The sequence below is a fragment of the Synechococcus sp. WC101 genome, assembly GCF_047461555.1.
GTDB lineage: Bacteria > Cyanobacteriota > Cyanobacteriia > Thermostichales > Thermostichaceae > Thermostichus.
This window is the reverse complement of the sequence record NZ_JANSHG010000031.1, coordinates 1-18,769: the sequence shown is the minus strand read 5'-3', so window position 1 is coordinate 18,769 and position 18,769 is coordinate 1. Positions and strand designations below refer to the sequence as shown.

The following is an 18,769-nucleotide window of genomic DNA, read 5'->3' as shown; positions in this document are numbered from 1 at the left end:
GAAAGTTCTGGAAAGCGTCTAGAGAGAAGGGGCGATCGCTCTCAAAGGCCAGGGAGTTAAAACCATCGACCTCGATGTGGCTGCGGTGCGAGTGGCCGTGATCATGGCCGTGTTCGTGGTCATGCTCATGGTCATGCTCATGGTCATGCTCAGCGTCGGGAGCCTCCTCCTGGGGCAGAGAGCTGGACTGAAACAGGTCTGTATCCAGGATCAGCTCTAGGGGCACTGCGCTGTTGACCGTGCGCAAAATGCGGGCATCTTCCTTGATCTCGCGAATGCGTTTTTCCAGGCGCTCGATCTCCGCCGGCTCAACCAGGTCGGTTTTGTTGAGGAGAATGACATCCCCATAGGCAATTTGGCTGTAGGCCACGTCACTGTTGAACAGATCAGGAGCGAAGTTGCTGGCATCCACCAGGGTGATGATCGAATCCAGCCGTGTCAGATCCCGCAGTTCTGGCCCCAAAAAGGTGAGGGCAACCGGCAAGGGATCCGCCAGTCCTGTGGTCTCCACCACCAGGTAGTCGATTTTGTCGGAGCGCTCCATCAGGCGCAGCACACTCTCGACAATGTCGTCGCGGATGGTGCAGCAGATGCAGCCGTTGTTGAGCTCTACGAGGTCTTCTTCGCTGGAGACAATCAGCTCGCCGTCGATGCCAATCTCCCCAAATTCGTTGACCAGCACCGCTGTGCGCATCCCTTTCTGGTTGCGGAGAATGTGGTTGAGCAGAGTGGTTTTCCCGCTCCCCAGAAAGCCAGTGATGATGGTGACAGGCAAGCCTCGCTTGGGCACTTCAATGGTGGTGGTCATGGAGGAACCGCAATCTGCTAAAGAGGAGCCTTCCACTTTATCCTCATTGTAATGACGCTCTTTGAAGACTCGCTGCCCCAGCGGAGATGTTGAGGCAGCCATCTAGACGCTGTGGTTCCGACCTGAAGAGGGATCCCCGCTGCTTTCGGGGCGTTTGAGGTCGGCCAAATCGTTGAGGCGACGCAGGATCCCCCACCCCTGCAGAGCTTCCAGCAGGGCTTCCCGGACGACAGCCACGGTTTCTTGGTCAAGGGCGAGGCGGAGGTAGTCCACCGCTAGCCGCGTCTGCTCGGCATCCAGGTATGGCATCAAGCTCTGCAGCCGACGCACGCCCAGCAGCCGTCGGTAGGAGTCGGGGGAAGCGATGTCGCTGAGATCTCGCTCCAGTTGGGAACGCTGCCGCTCTTGGCGGCGGCTAAGCCACTCCCAAAACAGCAGCGCCAACAAGGCAAAGGTGGCTAGCCCCTGCAAAATGGCGCCCGTGGCCAGCCAGCGCTGGCTGGATTCTGCCCAGATGGAAACCACGATGTAGGTGCCCAGAGCGGCGCCTGCCCCCCCGACAACAGCAAGCAGCAGGGAGCGATCGGCTTGGCGAAACCAGGCTTGCAACTCCTGCCAGCGGCGGCTGAACTCAGGGCTGCGCGCAGCATACAGCCCCAGCATTGCCCCACTGCCCACAGCTAGAGAAAGAGCTAGCCGCCAGTGCCAAAAAGCCAGCCCCGCCAAGGCCAAGCCCGACAGGGCCAAAACCCGCCATTGCGGCCCCGAGAGTAGCCACAGGGCCACCTGGGATCCCCTCTCCACTGCCCCTTTCTGAACTCGCTGCAGATATTCCCGCCAGGATCCCTGTCCGGAAGAGGGGCGACCCGATCCATCCTTCACCGCTGGCAACTCCCCCAACTTCGTCCCATCTGATCCTTGTCAAGACAGGCCAACGCTCTCTCACTCAATAATTATGCTCTGCCGGCGGAGCTGAGATAGGCTTTCCACCCCTGAGTTTGCAACTGGGCGTTTTTCTCTTGCACCGCTTGCTTGAGGCTTTCCCGGTAGGCCAGCACCCGTTGTTGCAGGGCGGGATCGCCGCTGGCCAAGATCTGCACGGCCAAGAGTCCAGCGTTGTAGCCATTGCCGATGGCTACAGTAGCCACCGGGATCCCCTTGGGCATTTGCACGATCGAATATAGGGAGTCCAGCCCCTGCAGAGATTGGCTGAACACCGGCACCCCGATGACCGGCAGAGGGGTAAGGGAGGCTACCATCCCCGGCAGATGGGCCGCCCCGCCGGCGCCGGCGATAATGACGCGGATCCCTTGGATATGGGCGCGGCGGGCAAAGTCCACCATCGCCTCCGGGGTGCGGTGGGCGCTGAGGATCTGCAGTTGGTAGGGGATCCCAAACTCCTCACACACCTGGGCAGCGGGTGCCAGGGTGGGCAGATCGGAATCGCTGCCCATTAGGATGGCGACGAGAGGGGAGACTTCCATGAGCGGCTGGCCCGTCGTAGCCGATCCATGATCGCATAACCTAGGCCAGTGACAACTGGTGGCGGTTCAGCCAACAGCAAGGTGGCCGCTCCCTCATCCAGGCGGCGCAGGCTGGCAAAGAAGGCGTGGGCCGCCGAGTTGGGATCCGGGCCCAGACATTCTAGGGTAAAGGTGACCTCAGGACAGTGGCGGGAGAGGCTTTCTGCCAGCGCTTCTGGTTTGGCGGCGAAACTGAGAATGCCTAGGTGCGAGTGGCCAGTGGCCAAGCGCCGCAACTGTTGCCAATCCTCAGGCTGAAGCTGGGCAAAGGCAGTGGGCAAAAGCCAGATGGGCTTACCGGGAGCGTAGTGGCTGCTCAGTTGGCCGGGAGCCTCTGGACTCTCCTTGCCGTCTGGGGCAGGGGGAGAGCTTAGGGGCAAATTGAGGTGGGATTCCAAAACTTCCCGCGGGATCCCGCCAGGGCGCAACAGGGTGGGCGTGCCGTCGGGGCTGAGCTTGAGCACTGTCGATTCCAGGCCCACGCTGCACTCTCCCCCGTCCAAAATGTAAGGGATCCGCCCCGCCAACTCGGCATAGACGGCCTGGGCCGAGGTAGGGCTGAGGCGGCCAAAGCGGTTGGCGCTGGGGGCAGCCAAAGGCACCTGAACTGCCCGCAGCAAAGCCTGGGCCACGGGGTGGGCGGGCATCCGCAGCGCCACCGTGGGCAAGCCACTGGTGACGAGATCCGGCACCCGGGATCCCTTGGGCAGCACCAGCGTCAGCGGCCCCGGCCAAAAGGTGTCGACAAGGGATCCCAGGCGAGCGCGAGCGGCGGGAGTAAAAGCCTCCAGATCCACCAGCCAGCCCTGCAGTGTCTCTAGATCCAGCCCAGCCGGCAGATGCAGGATCAGGGGATTGAAACGGGGGCGCTCCTTGGCGGCAAAGATCTCTGCCACCGCCTGTTCGTTGAGGCCGTGGCCCGCCAGGCCGTACACCGTCTCTGTAGGTATGGCCACCAACTGGCCCCGCCGCAGCGCTTCAGCCGCCAAGGCAATGTGCTCAGGGGTGGGGGGGAGGATCTGCGTTTGCATGAGGGGTGGGGGAGCAGTCCCGAATCCATTGTCGGGCCTGGTAGAGGGCAATGTTAATCTGATCCCCAAACAGCAGCGCCAAGGAAGTGAGCCAAACCCACAGCAATAAGACAATAACTGCCCCCACGGCTCCGTAGACTTGGTTGAGCTGGCCGAAGTGCTCCACATAAACCCGCAGCCCCCACGACACCCCAACCCAAAGCAGGCTGGCCACAATCGCTCCTGGCCAAATCGGCATTTGGGGCCGGCGCAAGCTGGGGCCGAATCGGTACAGCACCCAACAGGAGACGACGATCATCCCCAACGAGATAGGCCAGGTGAGCGTTTCCCACAACTTCAGCGCCAGCTCCCGCCAGGGATCCAACTGATCCGGCCCGGCAACCCCCTCCGCTAGGGATTTCGCTTGGGCGGACAAGAAGCGGAAAAAGCTGGCACTGAACAAGAAGATCAAGCTGGCCAAACCGGTTAACCCCAGGGTAGCTAGCATCCAAACCATCGAGATCAGCTTGCGTCTCCAAAAGGGGCGGCGCATCTCCTGGGGGATCTCGTGGCTGAGATCCAAAGCCGTCATCACTGCTCCCAAGGCCCCAGAGGCAGCCCACAGGGTTCCTAAGAAGCTGAGGGAGAGCAAGCCTCGGTTTTCCCCAAAGCGGAGCTCTCGCGCATACCGTTCCAGAAGCACCAGGGCTTCTTGGGGGGCAATCTGCCCCAATTGCTCCATCAGGCGCTGAAAAGCTTGCTCAGAGGAGCCGACAAACAGCCCAATCCCGGTCAAGAGGGTGAGGATAAAGGGAAATAGGGCCAACATCGAGCTGTAGGCCATCTCGGAGGCTAGGCCAAACAGCCGGTAGCGCATCGCGTTTTCCCAGGCCAGCCGTAGTGTACGCCAGGCCAGCTCCCCTTGGCGACTCCACTCTCCCCATGCCCAGCGGATCCCTTGCAACTGCCGGAAGCTCGGCAGCGTCCCCAGCCGCTTCCCTAGCTTCATGGGCCCCTACCCCCTTGAGCCTAGCTCCCAGGATAATTCAAGGCCCTGCGCCTCTTGGCACAGAGAAGGGGTTTTGCCGGTCTCAGGTTCAGGGCTGGCTTCCTTCTTCAACATGGGTGTGCAACACCTTGCCGCGCAGGGTCCTGCCCAGCCAGGGAGTGGCCAGGGATCGCGAGCAAAGGGTGGCTGCCGAGACCGTCCAGGTATGGCCCGGATCGAACAGCACCCAGTCACTTCCGGGAGCTAGGCTGGGCGGCTCCAACCCCAGGCAGCGGGCCGGGTAGAGGCTGAGGGCCGACCAGAGCTGGAGCGCCGTCAGGGATCCCGTCTCTACCAGGTTCTGCCACAGCAGGGGCAGCGCCAGCTCCAGGCCTATGGCCCCAGGAGGGGCTTCGGCAAAGGGCAGGGTTTTCTCCTCGTAGGTGTAGGGGGCGTGGTCGGTGGCAATACCCAGGCTGCCGCTGCGGATGCCGGCGATGAGGGCCTCGCGGTCGCTGCTGCGGGGGAGAGGAGGCAAGAGGCGCAGGTGGGGATCGTAGCCGTGCTCCAAGACGGCTTCCTCCGCCAAGAGCAGGTGCATCCAGGTGGTGCTGGCGCTAACCGGCAGCCCCTCTGCTTGGGCCTGCTGGACAAGCTCCAGGCTGCGGGCTTGGCTGAGGCGCATCACATGCACCGGCGCCGGCGAAGGAACGCTGCGCACTACTTCCAGGAGACGGGCCAAGGCCGCGGTTTCGGCACTGGTTGGGATCCCCTTCAGCCCCAAGCGCAGCGCCCACACCCCCTCGTAGAGGCTGCCCGAGCCAGCCAGGCTGGGATCCCAGGCCCACACCAGCAGCGGCTTATTCCAAGGCCGCAAATACTCCAGCGCCCGCCGCAGTAGGGCCAACGACCGCAGCGGCTCTGATCCTTCAGTCCGGGCCACAAAGCCAATGGCGCCGGCGCGGGCCAGCTCTCCCCAGAGGCTGGGAGCTTCTTCCCGGTCACCCAAGCTCAAAGCAGCCCAGGGCAGCCAGCGGGAATCCCCCGCTCGGCGGCGGTAGCGGCCCACCTGCTCCGGCTCGTCCAGCACCGGGAAAGTTGCCGTTCCGGGCAGGGGGGCAGGGAGAAGACCCACTTGGGTAAACCCCCCTGCCAGAGCTGCTGCCCCCAGAGAGGCGAGGGTTTCGCGGCAGGGGGAGAGCTCTTGATCAGCGATCTCGCCACTGTGGGCGTACAGATCGATCAAGCCCGGCCCCAGCACCCAGCCAGCAGCCTCCAGGCGGGGGATGTCGGCAGGGATCCCCGCCGGCTCGGTGGCCCGGAGGCGGCCCTGCTGCAGCCACACGTCGGTCACCTCATCCCGCTGTTGCCAGGGATCCAACAGGCGCACCCCACGGAGGCAGAGATTGAGCAGGCTCAGGTCGGCAGGGAGGGTGGATCCCATCTTCCACCTCCCTAAAGCGCACCCGCTGTGGTGCAGTCGAAAATCTGGCCGGACAGGTGAGTGGTGAGGTTCAACACCTTGAGAACAGGGGTGCCGTCCTTTCCTTCCGGGTAGTCGATAACGGTAATGCCGCCATTGCCCTGCTTGAAGATCCAAAAGGCGTGGGGGGAAAGGCCGAACAACTGGCAGATGATCGCCTTGTTGATGGCGTCGTGGGCCACCACCACGGCCGTGCCTTCGGGAAATTGGGCGGCGGTGATGGCCAAAATCTCTTCCCAGGCCGAGCGCGTGCGATCCCACACTTGGTACAGATTTTCCCCGTTGGGCATTTGCACCGCGGCCGGATCCCGCTGCCAGCGCTCCAGCTCGCCGGGGTATTCGGCTTCCACCTCGCTCTGGAGCTTGCCCTCCCAGTCGCCGTGGCAGATCTCCTGCAGCTCCGGCATCGGGCGTAGGATCAGGTTGGGGTGGTTGCTGCAGATGGCGTCCGCCGTAGCCCAGGGGCGCTTCAGCGGGCTGGAAAAAGCCAGGTTCAGCGGCTGGTCGGCCAGAAACTCCGCCACCCTAGCTGCCTGCTCCTCGCCAGTGGCGTTGAGAGGAATATCGCGCTGCCCCTGAAAGCGCTGCTCCCGGTTCCATTGCGTCTCGCCGTGCCGCACCAGCAGGATACGCATCCCCTGCTTGCGTTTGGGCAGAGGCTGGCCCAGATGGGCAGTGATATTCAAAGATTCCAGTTGCGGCAGCGCCCCCAGGCCCTGGGGAAAGTTGAGAACGCTGATGGCGCAGTTATCTTGCCCAAGACGGTGGTAGTGAACCGGCCCCAAGCCAATGGCGGTGCTGACCAGGGCGCGGTTAATGCCGCTGTGTCCGACAACGAGAACGGTGAGGGGATGCCTTGGATCGGTTCTCCGATCAGAGGAGGCGGGGGGCACTGACTTCACTTGCTCGGCCAGCAGTTGCCAAAACTCCTGCGCCTGCTGCCAGAGATCCCGCACCGGAAAGCGCCCCTCCAGCTCCAGCTCGTCGGGACGGTGCCGCCATAGGTGGTAATCTTCTGGGTATTTCTCCTTCACCTCGGCAAAGGTCAAGCCCTCCCAAGCTGTCAGGTCGATCTCCCGCAGGTACTCGCTGATAAACAAAGGGATCCCCGCTCGCTCCTTGAGAATGATACGGGCGGTGTCGAGGGCACGGGAGAGAGGGCTGCAGTAGGCATAATCCAAGGGGATCCCGGCCAGAACCTCAGCTACCCGCTGTGCCTGCGCTTCTCCACCGGGGGTGAGGCGAGAGAGATCGGAGCGGCCTTGGATGCGATTTTCGACGTTGAAGGTGCTCTCACCGTGGCGCACGAGCAGGATGCGCAGGGCAGGCTGAGCCATTGTTTGCACGGACTTACTCAAGAACACCTTCTAGAGTATCGCCTAGAGTATCGCTGTTGGGCTGGGCTTGCCCTGCCAGTGGGGTTCTTTCTAGGGGTTGGGTCCCGGATTCTGGCCTCAACAGATCGGGCAGTCAAGTTTTCAATTGGGATGAGCCGCCCAAGCCACTGAGAAAACTCTGCCAGCTCTTCAGGAGCGGGAAGACGCGAACAAAGAGCAAGCCAGCTAGCCCCCCTATATCCCCCCTTGCGGCTGGGGCAGGAACCCTCTGGCTTGGCATAGGCTAGTTCAGGCGGCCACTGCGGCTTTTCCAGTCCAGCTTCTGATCCAGAAGAAACTCCAGATAAGGGAGATAGGCTTCATAGCTGTGCTCCCCAGAGCCGATTAAGTGAGTGGCATTGAGGTTCTCAATTCTGGGGTGGAACTCTTTGATCGGCTTGATCCCACAGGGGCTGCGGTTGAGGGAAGGTACTTTGAAGACGTAGGCCAGAACCAAATCGTCTTCATTGTAGATATTGACTAACTTTCCAGTGATATTTTCTACGTGTAAACTCCAGTTCTTATCGGCTTGTCTTCTAACGGCACCGCTGAGCAAGATAACATCTTTAAGACGTCGATCGGCAGTCTGTGGCCAACCGCACATGATGTAGTAGGCTACCCTCGCTCCCAAAGAAAACCCCATCAAGGTAATTTGCTTTTCTGGCAGAGCAGAGAGCAGGGGGTAGGCGTAGTCCAGTCCCACTTGCTTGGCCTTGGCTTTGTGAGCTTCCCAATGGGCAAGTAGTCCTACCCCTAGCTTCAGGGCAGATAAAGTCAAGTTTACAGGACTGGAAGCGTCCCACCAGAGGTAGTACAGGGATCCCCGCCATCCGGCACGTCGGAGCGTTTCCCACAACAGTCTTTTTTTCCAAGGTTGGGTTTCACCTTCGCTGAGAAAACGGTTGATGAAAACCAGGGCTTCGTCCCAGCCCCGGGAGGGCTCAATAGGGATCAGATAAGGCTCATGGTGGACAACTTCTTCAACAAGAGTTTCTGTAACCTTCTGGCCAACTTGGAAAGTGGCTTTGCCGGTTTCAGCAAGAATTTCTGCGGCTTTTTGGGTGGTCTCGATACCCGTACCAATGACAGTTTGCGCAACGGCCCCGCTAACCTGGCCGACAAACTTGCCTGTATCGAAGACTACGTCTACAACTTTTTCGCCAATCTGGGCAGGAGCTTTGAAGACCGCCTCAAAAATGTCTTGCATGGTCAATGACACCCCCTGAGAGCTGAGACCAGTATTACCCGCGCCGCATGGCGGTAACCCCCGTGGGATCCAGCACTTTGCCGCGCTCTACCTCGGCATGGATGAGGTAGCGATCGCCACACTCCATCCAACTTTTGACACGGCACTCCAGGTAAGCCAGGGCATCCAAAAGGATCGGGCAGCCATTTTCGGCAGTGGCCGTGGCCAGGCCGGCAAAGCGGTCTTCGCCAGGGCGTTGAGGCCGTTGAAAGTGTCGCTGCAGGCTGCTGCTTTTGCCCTCCCGCAGGATGTTGAGCACAAAGGCCGCTTGCGGATGGGTGAGCAGTTCTGCCTCGCTTTCCCTGCTCACGGAGAGGGTGAGGCCGGGGGGATTGAAGCTGGCCTGGGCCACTGACCAGGTGAGAAAGCCGCGCGGGATCCCATCCTGCAAGGCGGTCACCACACAGAGGGATCCCACCACTCGGCTGAAGGCCTGCACCAGCCGATCCGCCTGAGTTTCAACACCGCCTTGGCGGGGGGCACGAGCTCGCTTGGCCTTGCGCAGGGCTTGGGCAAATTGGGATCCCGCCTCTTGGCAAGCTTCCAAGATCTCGGCGGTGGGCTTAAACTTGGCGCGGATCGTCTCAAACCCCAAGGTAAAGCCGGCATTGAGCAACTTGCTCTCGATGAGATCCACGGCCTCGCCGCTCCAGCCATAGGAGCCGAAGACCCCGGCCAGCTTGCTGGTGGGAACGGAAGAGAGAATCAGGCCCAGGGCTGTTTGGATCTGGACCGGGGGATGGCCGGCCAGGGTTGGCGAGCCGATGATGAACCCCTGGCAGCGCTCCAAGGCCTGGGCGATCTCTTCAGGGGTGGCCCACTCGCAGTTAATCCGCTCCACCGTAACTCCCGCCCGCTCCAAGCCTTGGGCAATGGCTACCGCCATCAAGCCGGTGTTGCCGTAGGCGGAGGTGTACAAGAGGGCCACCCGCTGCTCCAAGGGATCCTCTTCGCACCAGAGCTGGTAGTCCAAGCGCAGCCGCCGCAGGCTGTGGCGCACGAGGGGCCCGTGGGCAGGAGCGTAGATCTGGGCGGGGAATTCCTCCAGCTTGGCCAGGGCTGCCTTGACCTGGGGCGCTTGGTTGCGGTGGAGACAGTCGAAGTAGTAGCGGCGATCCTCGCTCAGTTGCCGCCAATGTTCATCGAATACCTGCTCGTCGCAGACATGGGCGCCAAAGAGCTTGTCGGTAAAGAGGATCCCGGTGGCCGGATCGTAGGTGCAGAGGGCATCGGGGTGGCGGGGCGTGGGCACGGTGCGAAAATGCAACTCATGGCCTTCCCCCAGATCCAGGCGATCCCCATCTCGGATGACCCGCAGGCGAAAGGACTGATTGCTGCCGTAGGGAATGCCAAAATCGGCGGCCTCCTCTTCGTCGCGGCCAGGAGGGGGGGACTCCCTGCCTTCAAAAGCTGCCCGCAGGGTAAGGGATCCTGGCTTAGAGCAGAGCACCACTGCGTAGGGGGCCAGCGGCAGAAGCGCCTTGAGGGTGGCGATGCGGTTGAAGTTGACGTGGCTGAGCAGGATAAAGTCCAGCCGCTGCAGGTATTGGTGCTGGGCCAGCTCCTCCAGAAAGATGTCCGTAAACGACTCCCCCGGCGGATCGATGAGCAGGGTTTGGCGGGCCTGGATGAGGTAGCTGTTGGCCGTGGTGCCCCGCTGCCGGGCATATTCCAGCTCAAACTTGAGGCGATCCCAGGTGCGGGAGCGCAAAACCAGAGTGGACGGGCCAATGACGGCCACTTGAACATCGCGAGTGGGAGTTTTGCTCGCCATAGCAGTCTCCAGGGGGCCTCTGTCCCCACCTTGCCACGAAACTAGAGAAATGGGGACCCCTTTTCCTCTATGGAAAGATTCGAGAGCTAACGTAGAATTTGTCCATTCCCTGGGAGTGTTTGCGATGGCCCAAGCTTCTGGATCCGCCGGTGCTTCTGCTACGGCCTGGCATAGCCTCCCTCTTCCTGCTGTTATCCAGAAGTTGCAGACCGATCCCGATGCTGGCCTGACTACCCAGCAGGTGATCCAGAGGCAGCGGGAATACGGCCCCAACGAGCTGATCTCCTCTCCTGGCCGCAGCGCCTGGCAGCTCTTCCTTGACCAATTCCGCAATGTCATGCTGCTGATGCTGATCGCCGTGGCGGCGATCTCAGCGACTCTGGACTTGCAGGAAGGCGAGTTCCCCAAAGATGCTCTGGCCATTCTGTTGATCGTCGGCCTCAACGGTCTGCTGGGCTACTTACAAGAAAGCCGGGCGGAAAAAGCGCTGGCGGCCCTAAAAAAGCTGGCCTCCCCCAGCGTGCGGGTGCAGCGGGACGGCCTGTGGCAGGAGATCCCCGCCAACCAATTGGTGCCAGGGGATCGCGTGCTCCTGGAAGCCGGGGTGCAGATCCCGGCCGATGGGCGCTTGGCGGAAGCGGTCAACCTGCAGGTGCGGGAGGCGGCCCTGACAGGGGAGGCGGTGCCGGTTACCAAGCAGGCCGATTGTGTCCTCCCCGAGGAAACTGAGCTCGGAGAGCGGCGCAACATGGCCTTCATGGGCACCGAGGTGCTCCAGGGGCGAGGGATCCTCTTGGTTACTGCCACCGGCATGAACACGGAGCTGGGCAAGGTGGCCGCCCTGCTGCAAACGGTGGAAAACGAGCCCACCCCCCTGCAGCGGCGCATGAGCCAGCTGGGCAACGTGCTGGTGTCGGGATCCCTGGCCTTGGTGGCGCTGGTGGTGATCGTGGGGCTGCTGCAGGCCGGCAGCATGGCGCCTTTCACCTCGCTGCTGGAAACTTCCCTCAGCATGGCCGTGGCGGTGGTGCCGGAAGGGCTGCCGGCTGTAACCACGGTTACCTTGGCTATTGGAACCCAGCGCATGGTGCGCCGCAACGCCCTCATCCGCCGCCTGCCAGCCGTGGAGACGCTGGGATCCGTCACCACCATCTGCTCCGACAAAACCGGCACTCTCACCGAAAACAAAATGGTGGTCACCGACATCCTCACCCCCGACCGCCACTACCACGTCAGCGGCACTGGCTACATTCCCAAGGGATCCTTCTACTGCGGCGGCCAGCCCATCGATCCCCAGAGCGCCCCCGACCTGCAGGCCCTTCTCAGAGCCGTGGTCTTCTGCAACGACGCCCTGTTGCAAGCTACCCTCCCAGCCGAGCGCGGCGCTGCCCCCACCTGGTCGATTCTGGGGGATCCCACGGAGGCCGCCCTGCTGGTGGCTGCTGCCAAGGCCAACCTGCAGAAAGACTCTTTGCAGGAGCAGCACCCGCGGGTGCAGGAGATCCCTTTTAGCTCGGAGCGCAAGCGCATGAGCGTGGTGGTGCAAGAGGAGGGCAGCTATGGCGTCTACGTCAAGGGATCTGCCGAGCTGGTGCTGGAGCAGTGTGCCTATATCCAGAAAAGTGGAACTTGGCAGGCGCTGTCAGAAGCCGATCGACAAGCCATTCTGGCTGCCAACAACCGTTTGGCGGCCCAGGGCATCCGGGTTTTGGGGGTGGCCACCCAGCGGCTACAGGGGATCCCGGAGAATCTCGAGGAGATCGAGCGCAACTTGGTTTGGCTAGGCTTAGTGGGCATGTACGATCCCCCTCGGCCCGAAGCGCGGGAAGCCGTAGCCCGCTGCCGCCAGGCCGGGATCCGCACCCTCATGGTAACCGGCGATCACCAACTCACTGCCATAGCCATTGCCCGCGAGCTGGGTATTCTCGACTCCGAGAGCCAGGCCATTGATGGGCGCACCCTCTCCCGCCTTAGCTTTGAGGAGCTGCTGCAGACGGTGCAAAGGGTCAACGTCTATGCCCGCGTGGCCCCCGAGCACAAGCTGCGCATCGTGCAGGCCCTGCAGAAACAAAACCAGTTTGTGGCCATGACGGGGGATGGGGTCAACGACGCCCCTGCCCTGCGCCAGGCAGATATTGGCATTGCCATGGGCATCACCGGCACCGACGTCAGCAAAGAGGCCAGCGACATGGTGCTGCTGGACGACAACTTCGCCACCATCGTGGCGGCTATTGAAGAAGGGCGGGTGGTCTACAGCAACATCCGCCGTTTCGTGAAATACATCTTGGGCAGCAACATCGGCGAGGTGTTGACTGTGGCGGCTACACCTCTCCTGGGCCTAGAGGACGTGCCGCTGACGCCCCTGCAGATCCTGTGGATGAACTTGGTAACCGACGGCCTGCCCGCCCTGGCCTTGGCGATGGAGCCAGCAGAACCAGGGGTGATGCAGCGCCCCCCCTTCAACCCCAAAGAGAGCATCTTTGCCCAAGGGCTCGGTGCCTACATGGTGCGCATCGGTGTGGTCTTTGCCATCTCCACGATCCTGATGATGGCCATCGTGGAAGCCTATATCCCCCACTGGCGCACGATGGTCTTCACCACCCTGTGCATTGCCCAGATGGGCCATGCCCTGGCAGCCCGCTCCAATGACAAGCTGACCATCGAGCTCAACCCCTTTTCCAACCCCTACCTGCTGGGGGCCGTGTTGGCCACTTTGCTGTTGCAGTTGGCCCTGCTCTATGTGCCCTTCCTGCGCAACTTTTTCGGGACAGAAGAGTTGACCCTTCCAGAACTGCTCATTTGCCTGGGCTTTAGCACGGTGGTGATGGTCTGGGTGGATCTGGAAAAACTCTACCGCCGCTGGCGCCAGGGATCCCGCCCAACCCCTTGAGAACAAAAGCGGGGAATCCTGCCCTGCCAAAAACGAGCTCTTCCGATGGGGTAGGGGCACTTTTTCCGCAAATTAGCTGAGCTACCGCGTAAAGACTAAGGAATACTCTGGAAAGAGCTGCCGCAAAGCGGGCAGGGAAGAGAGGGCTTTGCTCAAACGCAAGGAGCTGGGAATAAGATGACACCGCTGGGCTGGGCTAGCCTCACGCTTCTGGGTATTGTCTTAGCTCTTTGGGCTCTTCTAAGGTTCGGCTGGCGCTGGCGGCGGATCAAGGGATCGCTGGCAACTTCAAGCCCGGAGGCCCGTTTCCCCGCGGCTCTAGAGGCCAGCCTGGATGCCATCTATCTCTTGGAGGCGCTGCGGGATCCCCATACCGGCGAGATCATCGACTTTGTCTTTGTGGATGTCAACGCCAAAGGGGAGGAGCTAATTTCCCGCCGCCGCGAGGAGATCCTCGGCCAGCGGCTGTGCGAGCTGCTGCCCATCAACCGCACGGGGGGCTTTTTTGAAAAATACAAGCGGGTGGTGGAAACCCGCACCCCCCTGGAAGAGGAGTTCCCCATCTCCGGCCAGCCGGGCCTAAAAGCTCGCTGGATCCGCCACCAAGTGGTGCCGGTGGGGGATGGGATCCTCATCACCAGCCGCAACATCACCGAGCAGGTTGAGAGAGAGCAGGCGCTGCAGGAAAGCGAGTCCCGCTATCGCGCCCTCTACGAGGCAATCCCAGACATGATTTTGGAGATTGCTGCCGACGGTCGCATCCTCGACTGCAAGCCGCCCCGCTACTTCGCCACTCTGCGCCCCTCCGAGGACTACATTGGCCGTCGGCTCCAGGAGATTTTGCCTGCTGCGTTGAGGGAGCAATGCGAGGTTCTGGGAAGGCGGGCTCTGGCCAACCAGAGCATCGAATACCTGGAGTACGAGATCGAGCTGCCAGGCGGGGTGCGGCAGTATCAGAGGGCCTGTATCGTTGCCCACGGCAGCGAGAAGCTCTACGTCCTGGTGCGGGATATCACCGAGCGCAAGCGGGCCGAGCTGGCTCTCCAAGCCGCTGAGGAAAAGCAAAAGGCCATTTTGGCGGCCATCCCAGATCTCATCTTTCACCTCGATAGCCAGGGCATTTGCCTGGGAGTGAGCTGCGGGCGGGAGGTGCGGCCCTACGGCCTGCCAGAAACTTACCTGGGGCGCTCACCCCAAGAACTCCTGCCGCCGGATCTGGCGGAGCAGCGGCTTGCCTATATTCGCCAAGCCCTGGCCACCCAGACCCTGCAGCGCTACGAGCAAAGCCTGGAAATCGACGGCAAGGTGCGCCACGAAGAGGTGCGCATTGCCCCCCTAAACGAGCAAGAAGTAGTGCTCATCATCCGCGACATCACGGAGCGGGTGCAGGCGCAGCAAGCCCTGCAGGAGAGCGAGCAGAAGTTCCGCGCCCTGTTTGAAAATGCGTCGGTAGCCATTCTCATCCGCCACGCCGAGACGGGCGAGATCTTGGAGGCCAACCCGCGCGCCCTTGTCGCCTATGGTTTTTCCAGCCTGGAGGAGCTGCGGGCCTTCGACGCCTCGGAGCAGTCCCCCTATCGCCGGGCCCTGCAGGGGGAGGAGTTCTCGCTGCAGACCTACCTGGAGCAGGCCCGCCAACAGGGATCCGCCCGCTTCGAGTGGCACTGGCAAGGTCGAGATGGCCGGGAGGTTTGGGAAGACGTTTTTGTCCAGCCGCTGGTGCTGCGCGGGATCCCTTGCTGGGTGTTTACCGCCGTCGATATCACCGCCCGCAAGCAGGCAGAAGCCGAGCTGGAGCAATTTTTCTCGGTAGCTTTGGATTTGCTCTGCATTGCCGACAAGGAGGGGTATTTTCGCCGCCTCAACCCGGCCTGGGAGGCCGCCCTGGGCCGTTCCCTCGAGGAGCTGCAGCAGCATCCCTTCTGGGAATGGGTGCACCCGGAAGATCTGCCGGCCACGCAGCAAGCAGTGCAAAAGCTGCTGGAAGAAGGGCGTCTGGATGGCTTTGTCAACCGTTACCGCACCCAAGACGGCAGCTACCGCTTTATCGAGTGGCGCGCTTCTTTGGCGGGATCCCTGGCCTACGCCGCCGGGCGGGACATCACCCTGGCCAAGCAGGCCCAAGAGCAGATGAAGGCGGCTATGGAAGCTGCCGAGGCGGCCAACCGCACCAAGAGCGAGTTCCTGGCCACCATCAGCCACGAGATCCGCACGCCCATCAACGCCATCATGGGCATGGCCGGCCTGTTGCTGGATACCTCTCTCGATGCCCAGCAGCGGGATTGGGTGCAGACCATCCGCTACGGCAGCGAGGTGCTGCTCAGCCTCATCAACGACATCTTGGATTTTTCCAAGATCGAGTCCCAGAAGCTGGAGCTGGAGGAAACGCCCTTCTCCTTGCCCCAGCTCATGGAGGAGCTCTTGGATCTCATGGCCGCCCAGGCCCAGAGCAAAGATCTGGAGCTGGTGGCCTGGGTGGATCCGGCCCTGCCGGCCACCCTGGTCGGGGATCCCAACCGCCTGCGCCAGATCCTGGCCAACCTCCTCAGCAACGCCATCAAGTTCACCCCCCAAGGGGAGGTGGTGGTGACCGTCGAGGCCCAAGAGCAAGATCCCCAGGCCCAGGTGCAGTGGGTGAGCTTCCAGGTGCAGGACACCGGCATCGGCATCCCGCCGGAAAAGCAGGATCGCCTCTTCAAGCCCTTCAGCCAGGTGGACAGCTCCATCAGCCGCCAGTACGGCGGCACCGGCCTGGGGCTGGCCATCAGCCAGCGCCTCTGTCAACTCATGGGCGGAACGATCTGGGTGCAAAGCCAGCCGGGTCAGGGATCCACCTTTGGCTTCCGCATCCCCCTGAAGCTTCCGGATGCGGCCCTCTGGGCAACCCCCACCCCCGACCCAGCTCTGGCCGGCCAGCGGGTTTTGCTGGTGGAAGACAACGCCAGCCAACGGCAACTTCTTGCGCGCCTACTGCAGTCCTGGGGGATGCAGGTAACAGCCTGCAGCACGGTGGCGGAAGCCCAAGCCATAGCCAAGGCCCAGACTTTTGAGCTGGCCCTGGTGGATACCAGCCTGCCCGACGGCGATGGACTGGCCCTGGCCAGGGCTCTGCAGCAGGAGCAGCCCCCCCTGCGGCTTGTGCTGCTGGTGGATCGCAGAGCCGCTTTGGCAAGCGCTGGCTCTCTTCCTGCCTTAGGTAAGCCGGTCAGGGCTTCTCAACTGCGGGCTCTGCTGGGCCAGGAAAAAGTGCCTGCGGCTGCTTCCCACTTGAAACCCCAGCTCCCTCTGGCCAGCCGCTGCCCGTTGCGCATCCTGGTAGCCGAAGACAACCCCGTCAACCAAAAGGTCATCCGCCTGATGCTGGAGCGGCTGGGCTATCAGCCGGACATCGTGGCCAACGGCCTGGAAGCCCTGCAGGCGCTGCAACTGCGCGCCTACGACCTGGTCTTGATGGATCTGCACATGCCGGAGCTGGACGGCCTGGCCGCCACCCGCCGCATCCGCAGCGAACTTCCCCCAGAGCGCCAGCCGCGCATCCTCGCCCTCACCGCCGATGCCTTCCTGGAAAGCCGCGCTGCTGCCGAAGCCGCCGGCGTCGATGGCTACCTGACCAAGCCCCTGCAGCCGGCTGTGCTGGAGCGGGCCCTCCAGGAAGCTGCTCTGGATTTTGTCGGGGATCCAAAGCCAGAGCCGGCCCTGGATGCCGCTGCCCTGGCCAGCCTGCAGAGCATGCTGGGATCCCCGGAAGACTGGCAGGAGATGATCCAAACCTACCGGCAAGACAGCCAGGCCCTGCTGGGATCCCTGCGCCAGGCCCTGGAGAGCCGGGATGTCCAAACCGTGGCCCAACTGGCCCACCGCCTCAAGGGCAGCAGCAGCACCTTGGGGGCCGAGCTCTTAGCTCAACGCTGCCAGGCGCTGGAAAAGCTCGTTCGCAAGCCATCGGCCAACTCTGTAAACTGGGATACCATAGAGCAGGCCTTCCAGCGGTTGGAAGCCGAGTACCAGCGGGTTATCCTCGAATTATCGGCTAGCGCGCCAGGACCGCTTCTTTCTTCTCCAGGGGCCCATGCAGAGGCTTGAGAGCAACCTTTCGGCTGGATCCGTTCCTCAGACCGGAACGAGCTCTGCTGCGGCAGAGAAGCGGCCTCTCCTCCTCATTGCCGACGATGATCCCAGCCAGCGGCTTTTGACTCGCTACGCCCTGGAGCGGGAGGGCTACCAACTCGTGGAAGCGGACAGCGGCTTGGCGTGTCTAGAAGCTGCAAGCCGCTATCAGCCGGACATGGTGCTCCTCGATGCGGTGATGCCGGATCTGGATGGGTTTGAGTGCTGCCGCCGCCTCCACGCCCAAAACCCGGACTTGCCGATTTTAATCGTCACGGCTTTGGAAGACGAAACCTTTGTCAACGAGGCCTTTGCAGCCGGCGCCAGCGACTACATCCCCAAGCCCATCCACTGGTCGGTTTTGAAGCGGCGGCTGCGCCACTTGCTGCAAGCCAACCAGGCCCAGCGCCGTCTGCAGCAGCTTAACCAGGAACTGGAAGCCAAGGTACAGGAGCGCACCGCCCAACTGGCCTGCCAGGTGGCAGATCTGGAGCAGCTCAACCGCCTCAAAGACCACTTTTTGGCCACCGTCTCCCACGAGCTGCGCACCCCCCTGACCAAGATCAAGCTGGCCCTGGAACTCCTGCGCCGCACCCCCCTCAACGAGAAGCAGCGGCAATACCATGACATTGCCCTGCAGGAGTGCGAGGCCGAAATCCAGCTCATCAACCGCCTATTGGATCTGCAGAGCCTGGAAGGGAAAGACCTGGGCTCTGCCGTTGCAGCTATTGACCTGCCCCACCTCTGGCACAGCTTGATCGAGTCGGTGCAGCAATGCACCCAGGCCCGCTCCCTCACGCTGCAGGTGGGGGATCTGCCCCCCTCCCCCTGGCGGTTTTACAGCCATCCGCAGCTCCTGACCCAGCTCCTCAAAGAGCTGCTGGACAACGCCTGCAAGTTCACCCAGCCAGGTGGCACGATTCGTCTAGAGGTTCAGCCAATCCCTGAAGGGGTTGAGTTCAGGATCGGCAACACCGCTCAGATCCCGCCCGACCAGTTGCCCCGCCTGTTCGAGCGCTTTTATCGGGTGCCCACTGCGGATCCCTGGGCCCAGCCGGGCAGCGGCCTGGGGCTGGCCTTGGTGAAGCAATGGGTGGAGCGCCTCCAGGGTCACATTCGAGTAACCAGCGAGGCGGGGTGGACATGTTTCCTGCTGCGCCTGCCCAGCCTAAAGCCCTCTGGCAGGACGTGATCAGTGGCCGACGGCAGCGGCGGTTTCGGCAGTGGCAAAGGAAGTGCCGCAGCCGCAGCTAGCCACCGCATTGGGGTTCTTGAAGCGGAAGCCGCCCCCCAACAGATCCTCGGAGAAATCGACAGTCAGCCCTTGAATAAAGGTCATGCTCAAGGGATCCACCGCCACCCGAATCTCGCCAAAGTCAAAGGTATGGTCGTCAGGGTTGGCCTGGGGCTCGAAGTTCATGGTGTAGGAGAGGCCGGAGCAGCCGCTGGGCTTTACCCCCAGGCGCAAGATGGGTTGGGATCCCTCTTTCTCATACTTGCTGCGCAGCCGCTTTAGCTCTTGGATGGCGCTCTCGGTCAAGGTGATCATGGCGGGAAAGCTGAC

General features: G+C 62.2%; 13 protein-coding genes. 3 read left to right on the top strand and 10 right to left on the bottom strand.

Features of this window, described 5'->3' with window-relative positions; translation table 11 throughout:
* The 9 genes from NW809_RS03725 to NW809_RS03685 form a co-directional block, all read right to left on the bottom strand.
* On the bottom strand, nt 1-808 hold an 808-nt coding region (locus NW809_RS03725), incomplete at its 3' end, for a CobW family GTP-binding protein (RefSeq protein WP_414401550.1).
* A gap of 102 nt (nt 809-910) precedes the next feature.
* Complete coding sequence (locus tag NW809_RS03720) at nt 911-1,690, bottom strand: hypothetical protein (RefSeq protein WP_071813555.1); 780 nt, start codon at nt 1,688-1,690, stop codon at nt 911-913.
* Between the two features lie 71 nt (nt 1,691-1,761).
* The gene (gene purE / locus NW809_RS03715; protein WP_011430499.1) at nt 1,762-2,292 is read right to left on the bottom strand and encodes a 5-(carboxyamino)imidazole ribonucleotide mutase; all 531 of its coding nucleotides are present in this window, start codon (nt 2,290-2,292) and stop codon (nt 1,762-1,764) included.
* Entirely contained in the window at nt 2,262-3,362 is a 1,101-nt protein-coding gene (locus tag NW809_RS03710; protein WP_011430498.1) for an L-threonylcarbamoyladenylate synthase, read from the bottom strand. The genes purE and NW809_RS03710 overlap by 31 nt, the downstream gene beginning before the upstream one ends.
* Nucleotides 3,331-4,350: a YihY/virulence factor BrkB family protein gene (locus NW809_RS03705; RefSeq protein WP_414401549.1), complete on the bottom strand. Its 1,020-nt coding sequence runs from the start codon at nt 4,348-4,350 to the stop codon at nt 3,331-3,333. Before NW809_RS03705 ends, NW809_RS03710 begins: the two co-directional genes overlap by 32 nt.
* Nucleotides 4,351-4,438: 88 nt before the next feature.
* Complete coding sequence (locus tag NW809_RS03700; RefSeq protein ID WP_414346845.1) at nt 4,439-5,773, bottom strand: dihydroorotase; 1,335 nt, start codon at nt 5,771-5,773, stop codon at nt 4,439-4,441.
* Nucleotides 5,774-5,784: 11 nt separating this feature from the next.
* The gene (locus NW809_RS03695; protein ID WP_011430495.1) at nt 5,785-7,149 is read right to left on the bottom strand and encodes a histidine phosphatase family protein; all 1,365 of its coding nucleotides are present in this window, start codon (nt 7,147-7,149) and stop codon (nt 5,785-5,787) included.
* 283 nt (nt 7,150-7,432) lie between these two features.
* Entirely contained in the window at nt 7,433-8,395 is a 963-nt protein-coding gene (locus NW809_RS03690) for a DUF726 domain-containing protein (protein ID WP_414401548.1), read from the bottom strand.
* Between the two features lie 34 nt (nt 8,396-8,429).
* Nucleotides 8,430-10,208: a flavin reductase gene (locus NW809_RS03685; RefSeq protein WP_414401547.1), complete on the bottom strand. Its 1,779-nt coding sequence runs from the start codon at nt 10,206-10,208 to the stop codon at nt 8,430-8,432.
* Nucleotides 10,209-10,332: 124 nt separating this feature from the next.
* Between NW809_RS03685 and NW809_RS03680 the strand changes: the two genes are divergently transcribed.
* The 3 genes from NW809_RS03680 (at nt 10,333) to NW809_RS03670 (ending at nt 18,397) form a co-directional block, all read left to right on the top strand.
* A complete protein-coding gene (locus NW809_RS03680) occupies nt 10,333-13,098 on the top strand; it encodes a cation-translocating P-type ATPase (protein WP_414401546.1) in 2,766 nt (921 codons plus the stop codon).
* 177 nt (nt 13,099-13,275) lie between these two features.
* Nucleotides 13,276-17,181 carry a PAS domain S-box protein gene (locus tag NW809_RS03675; RefSeq protein ID WP_414401545.1) on the top strand — a complete coding sequence of 1,302 codons (3,906 nt, stop codon included), beginning with the start codon at nt 13,276-13,278 and terminating at the stop codon, nt 17,179-17,181.
* Entirely contained in the window at nt 17,168-18,397 is a 1,230-nt protein-coding gene (locus NW809_RS03670; protein ID WP_414401544.1) for a response regulator, read from the top strand. Before NW809_RS03675 ends, NW809_RS03670 begins: the two co-directional genes overlap by 14 nt.
* Here NW809_RS03670 and NW809_RS03665 read toward each other — a convergent pair.
* On the bottom strand, nt 18,398-18,769 hold a 372-nt coding region (locus NW809_RS03665), incomplete at its 5' end, for a HesB/IscA family protein (RefSeq protein ID WP_414401543.1). It abuts the gene before it with no gap.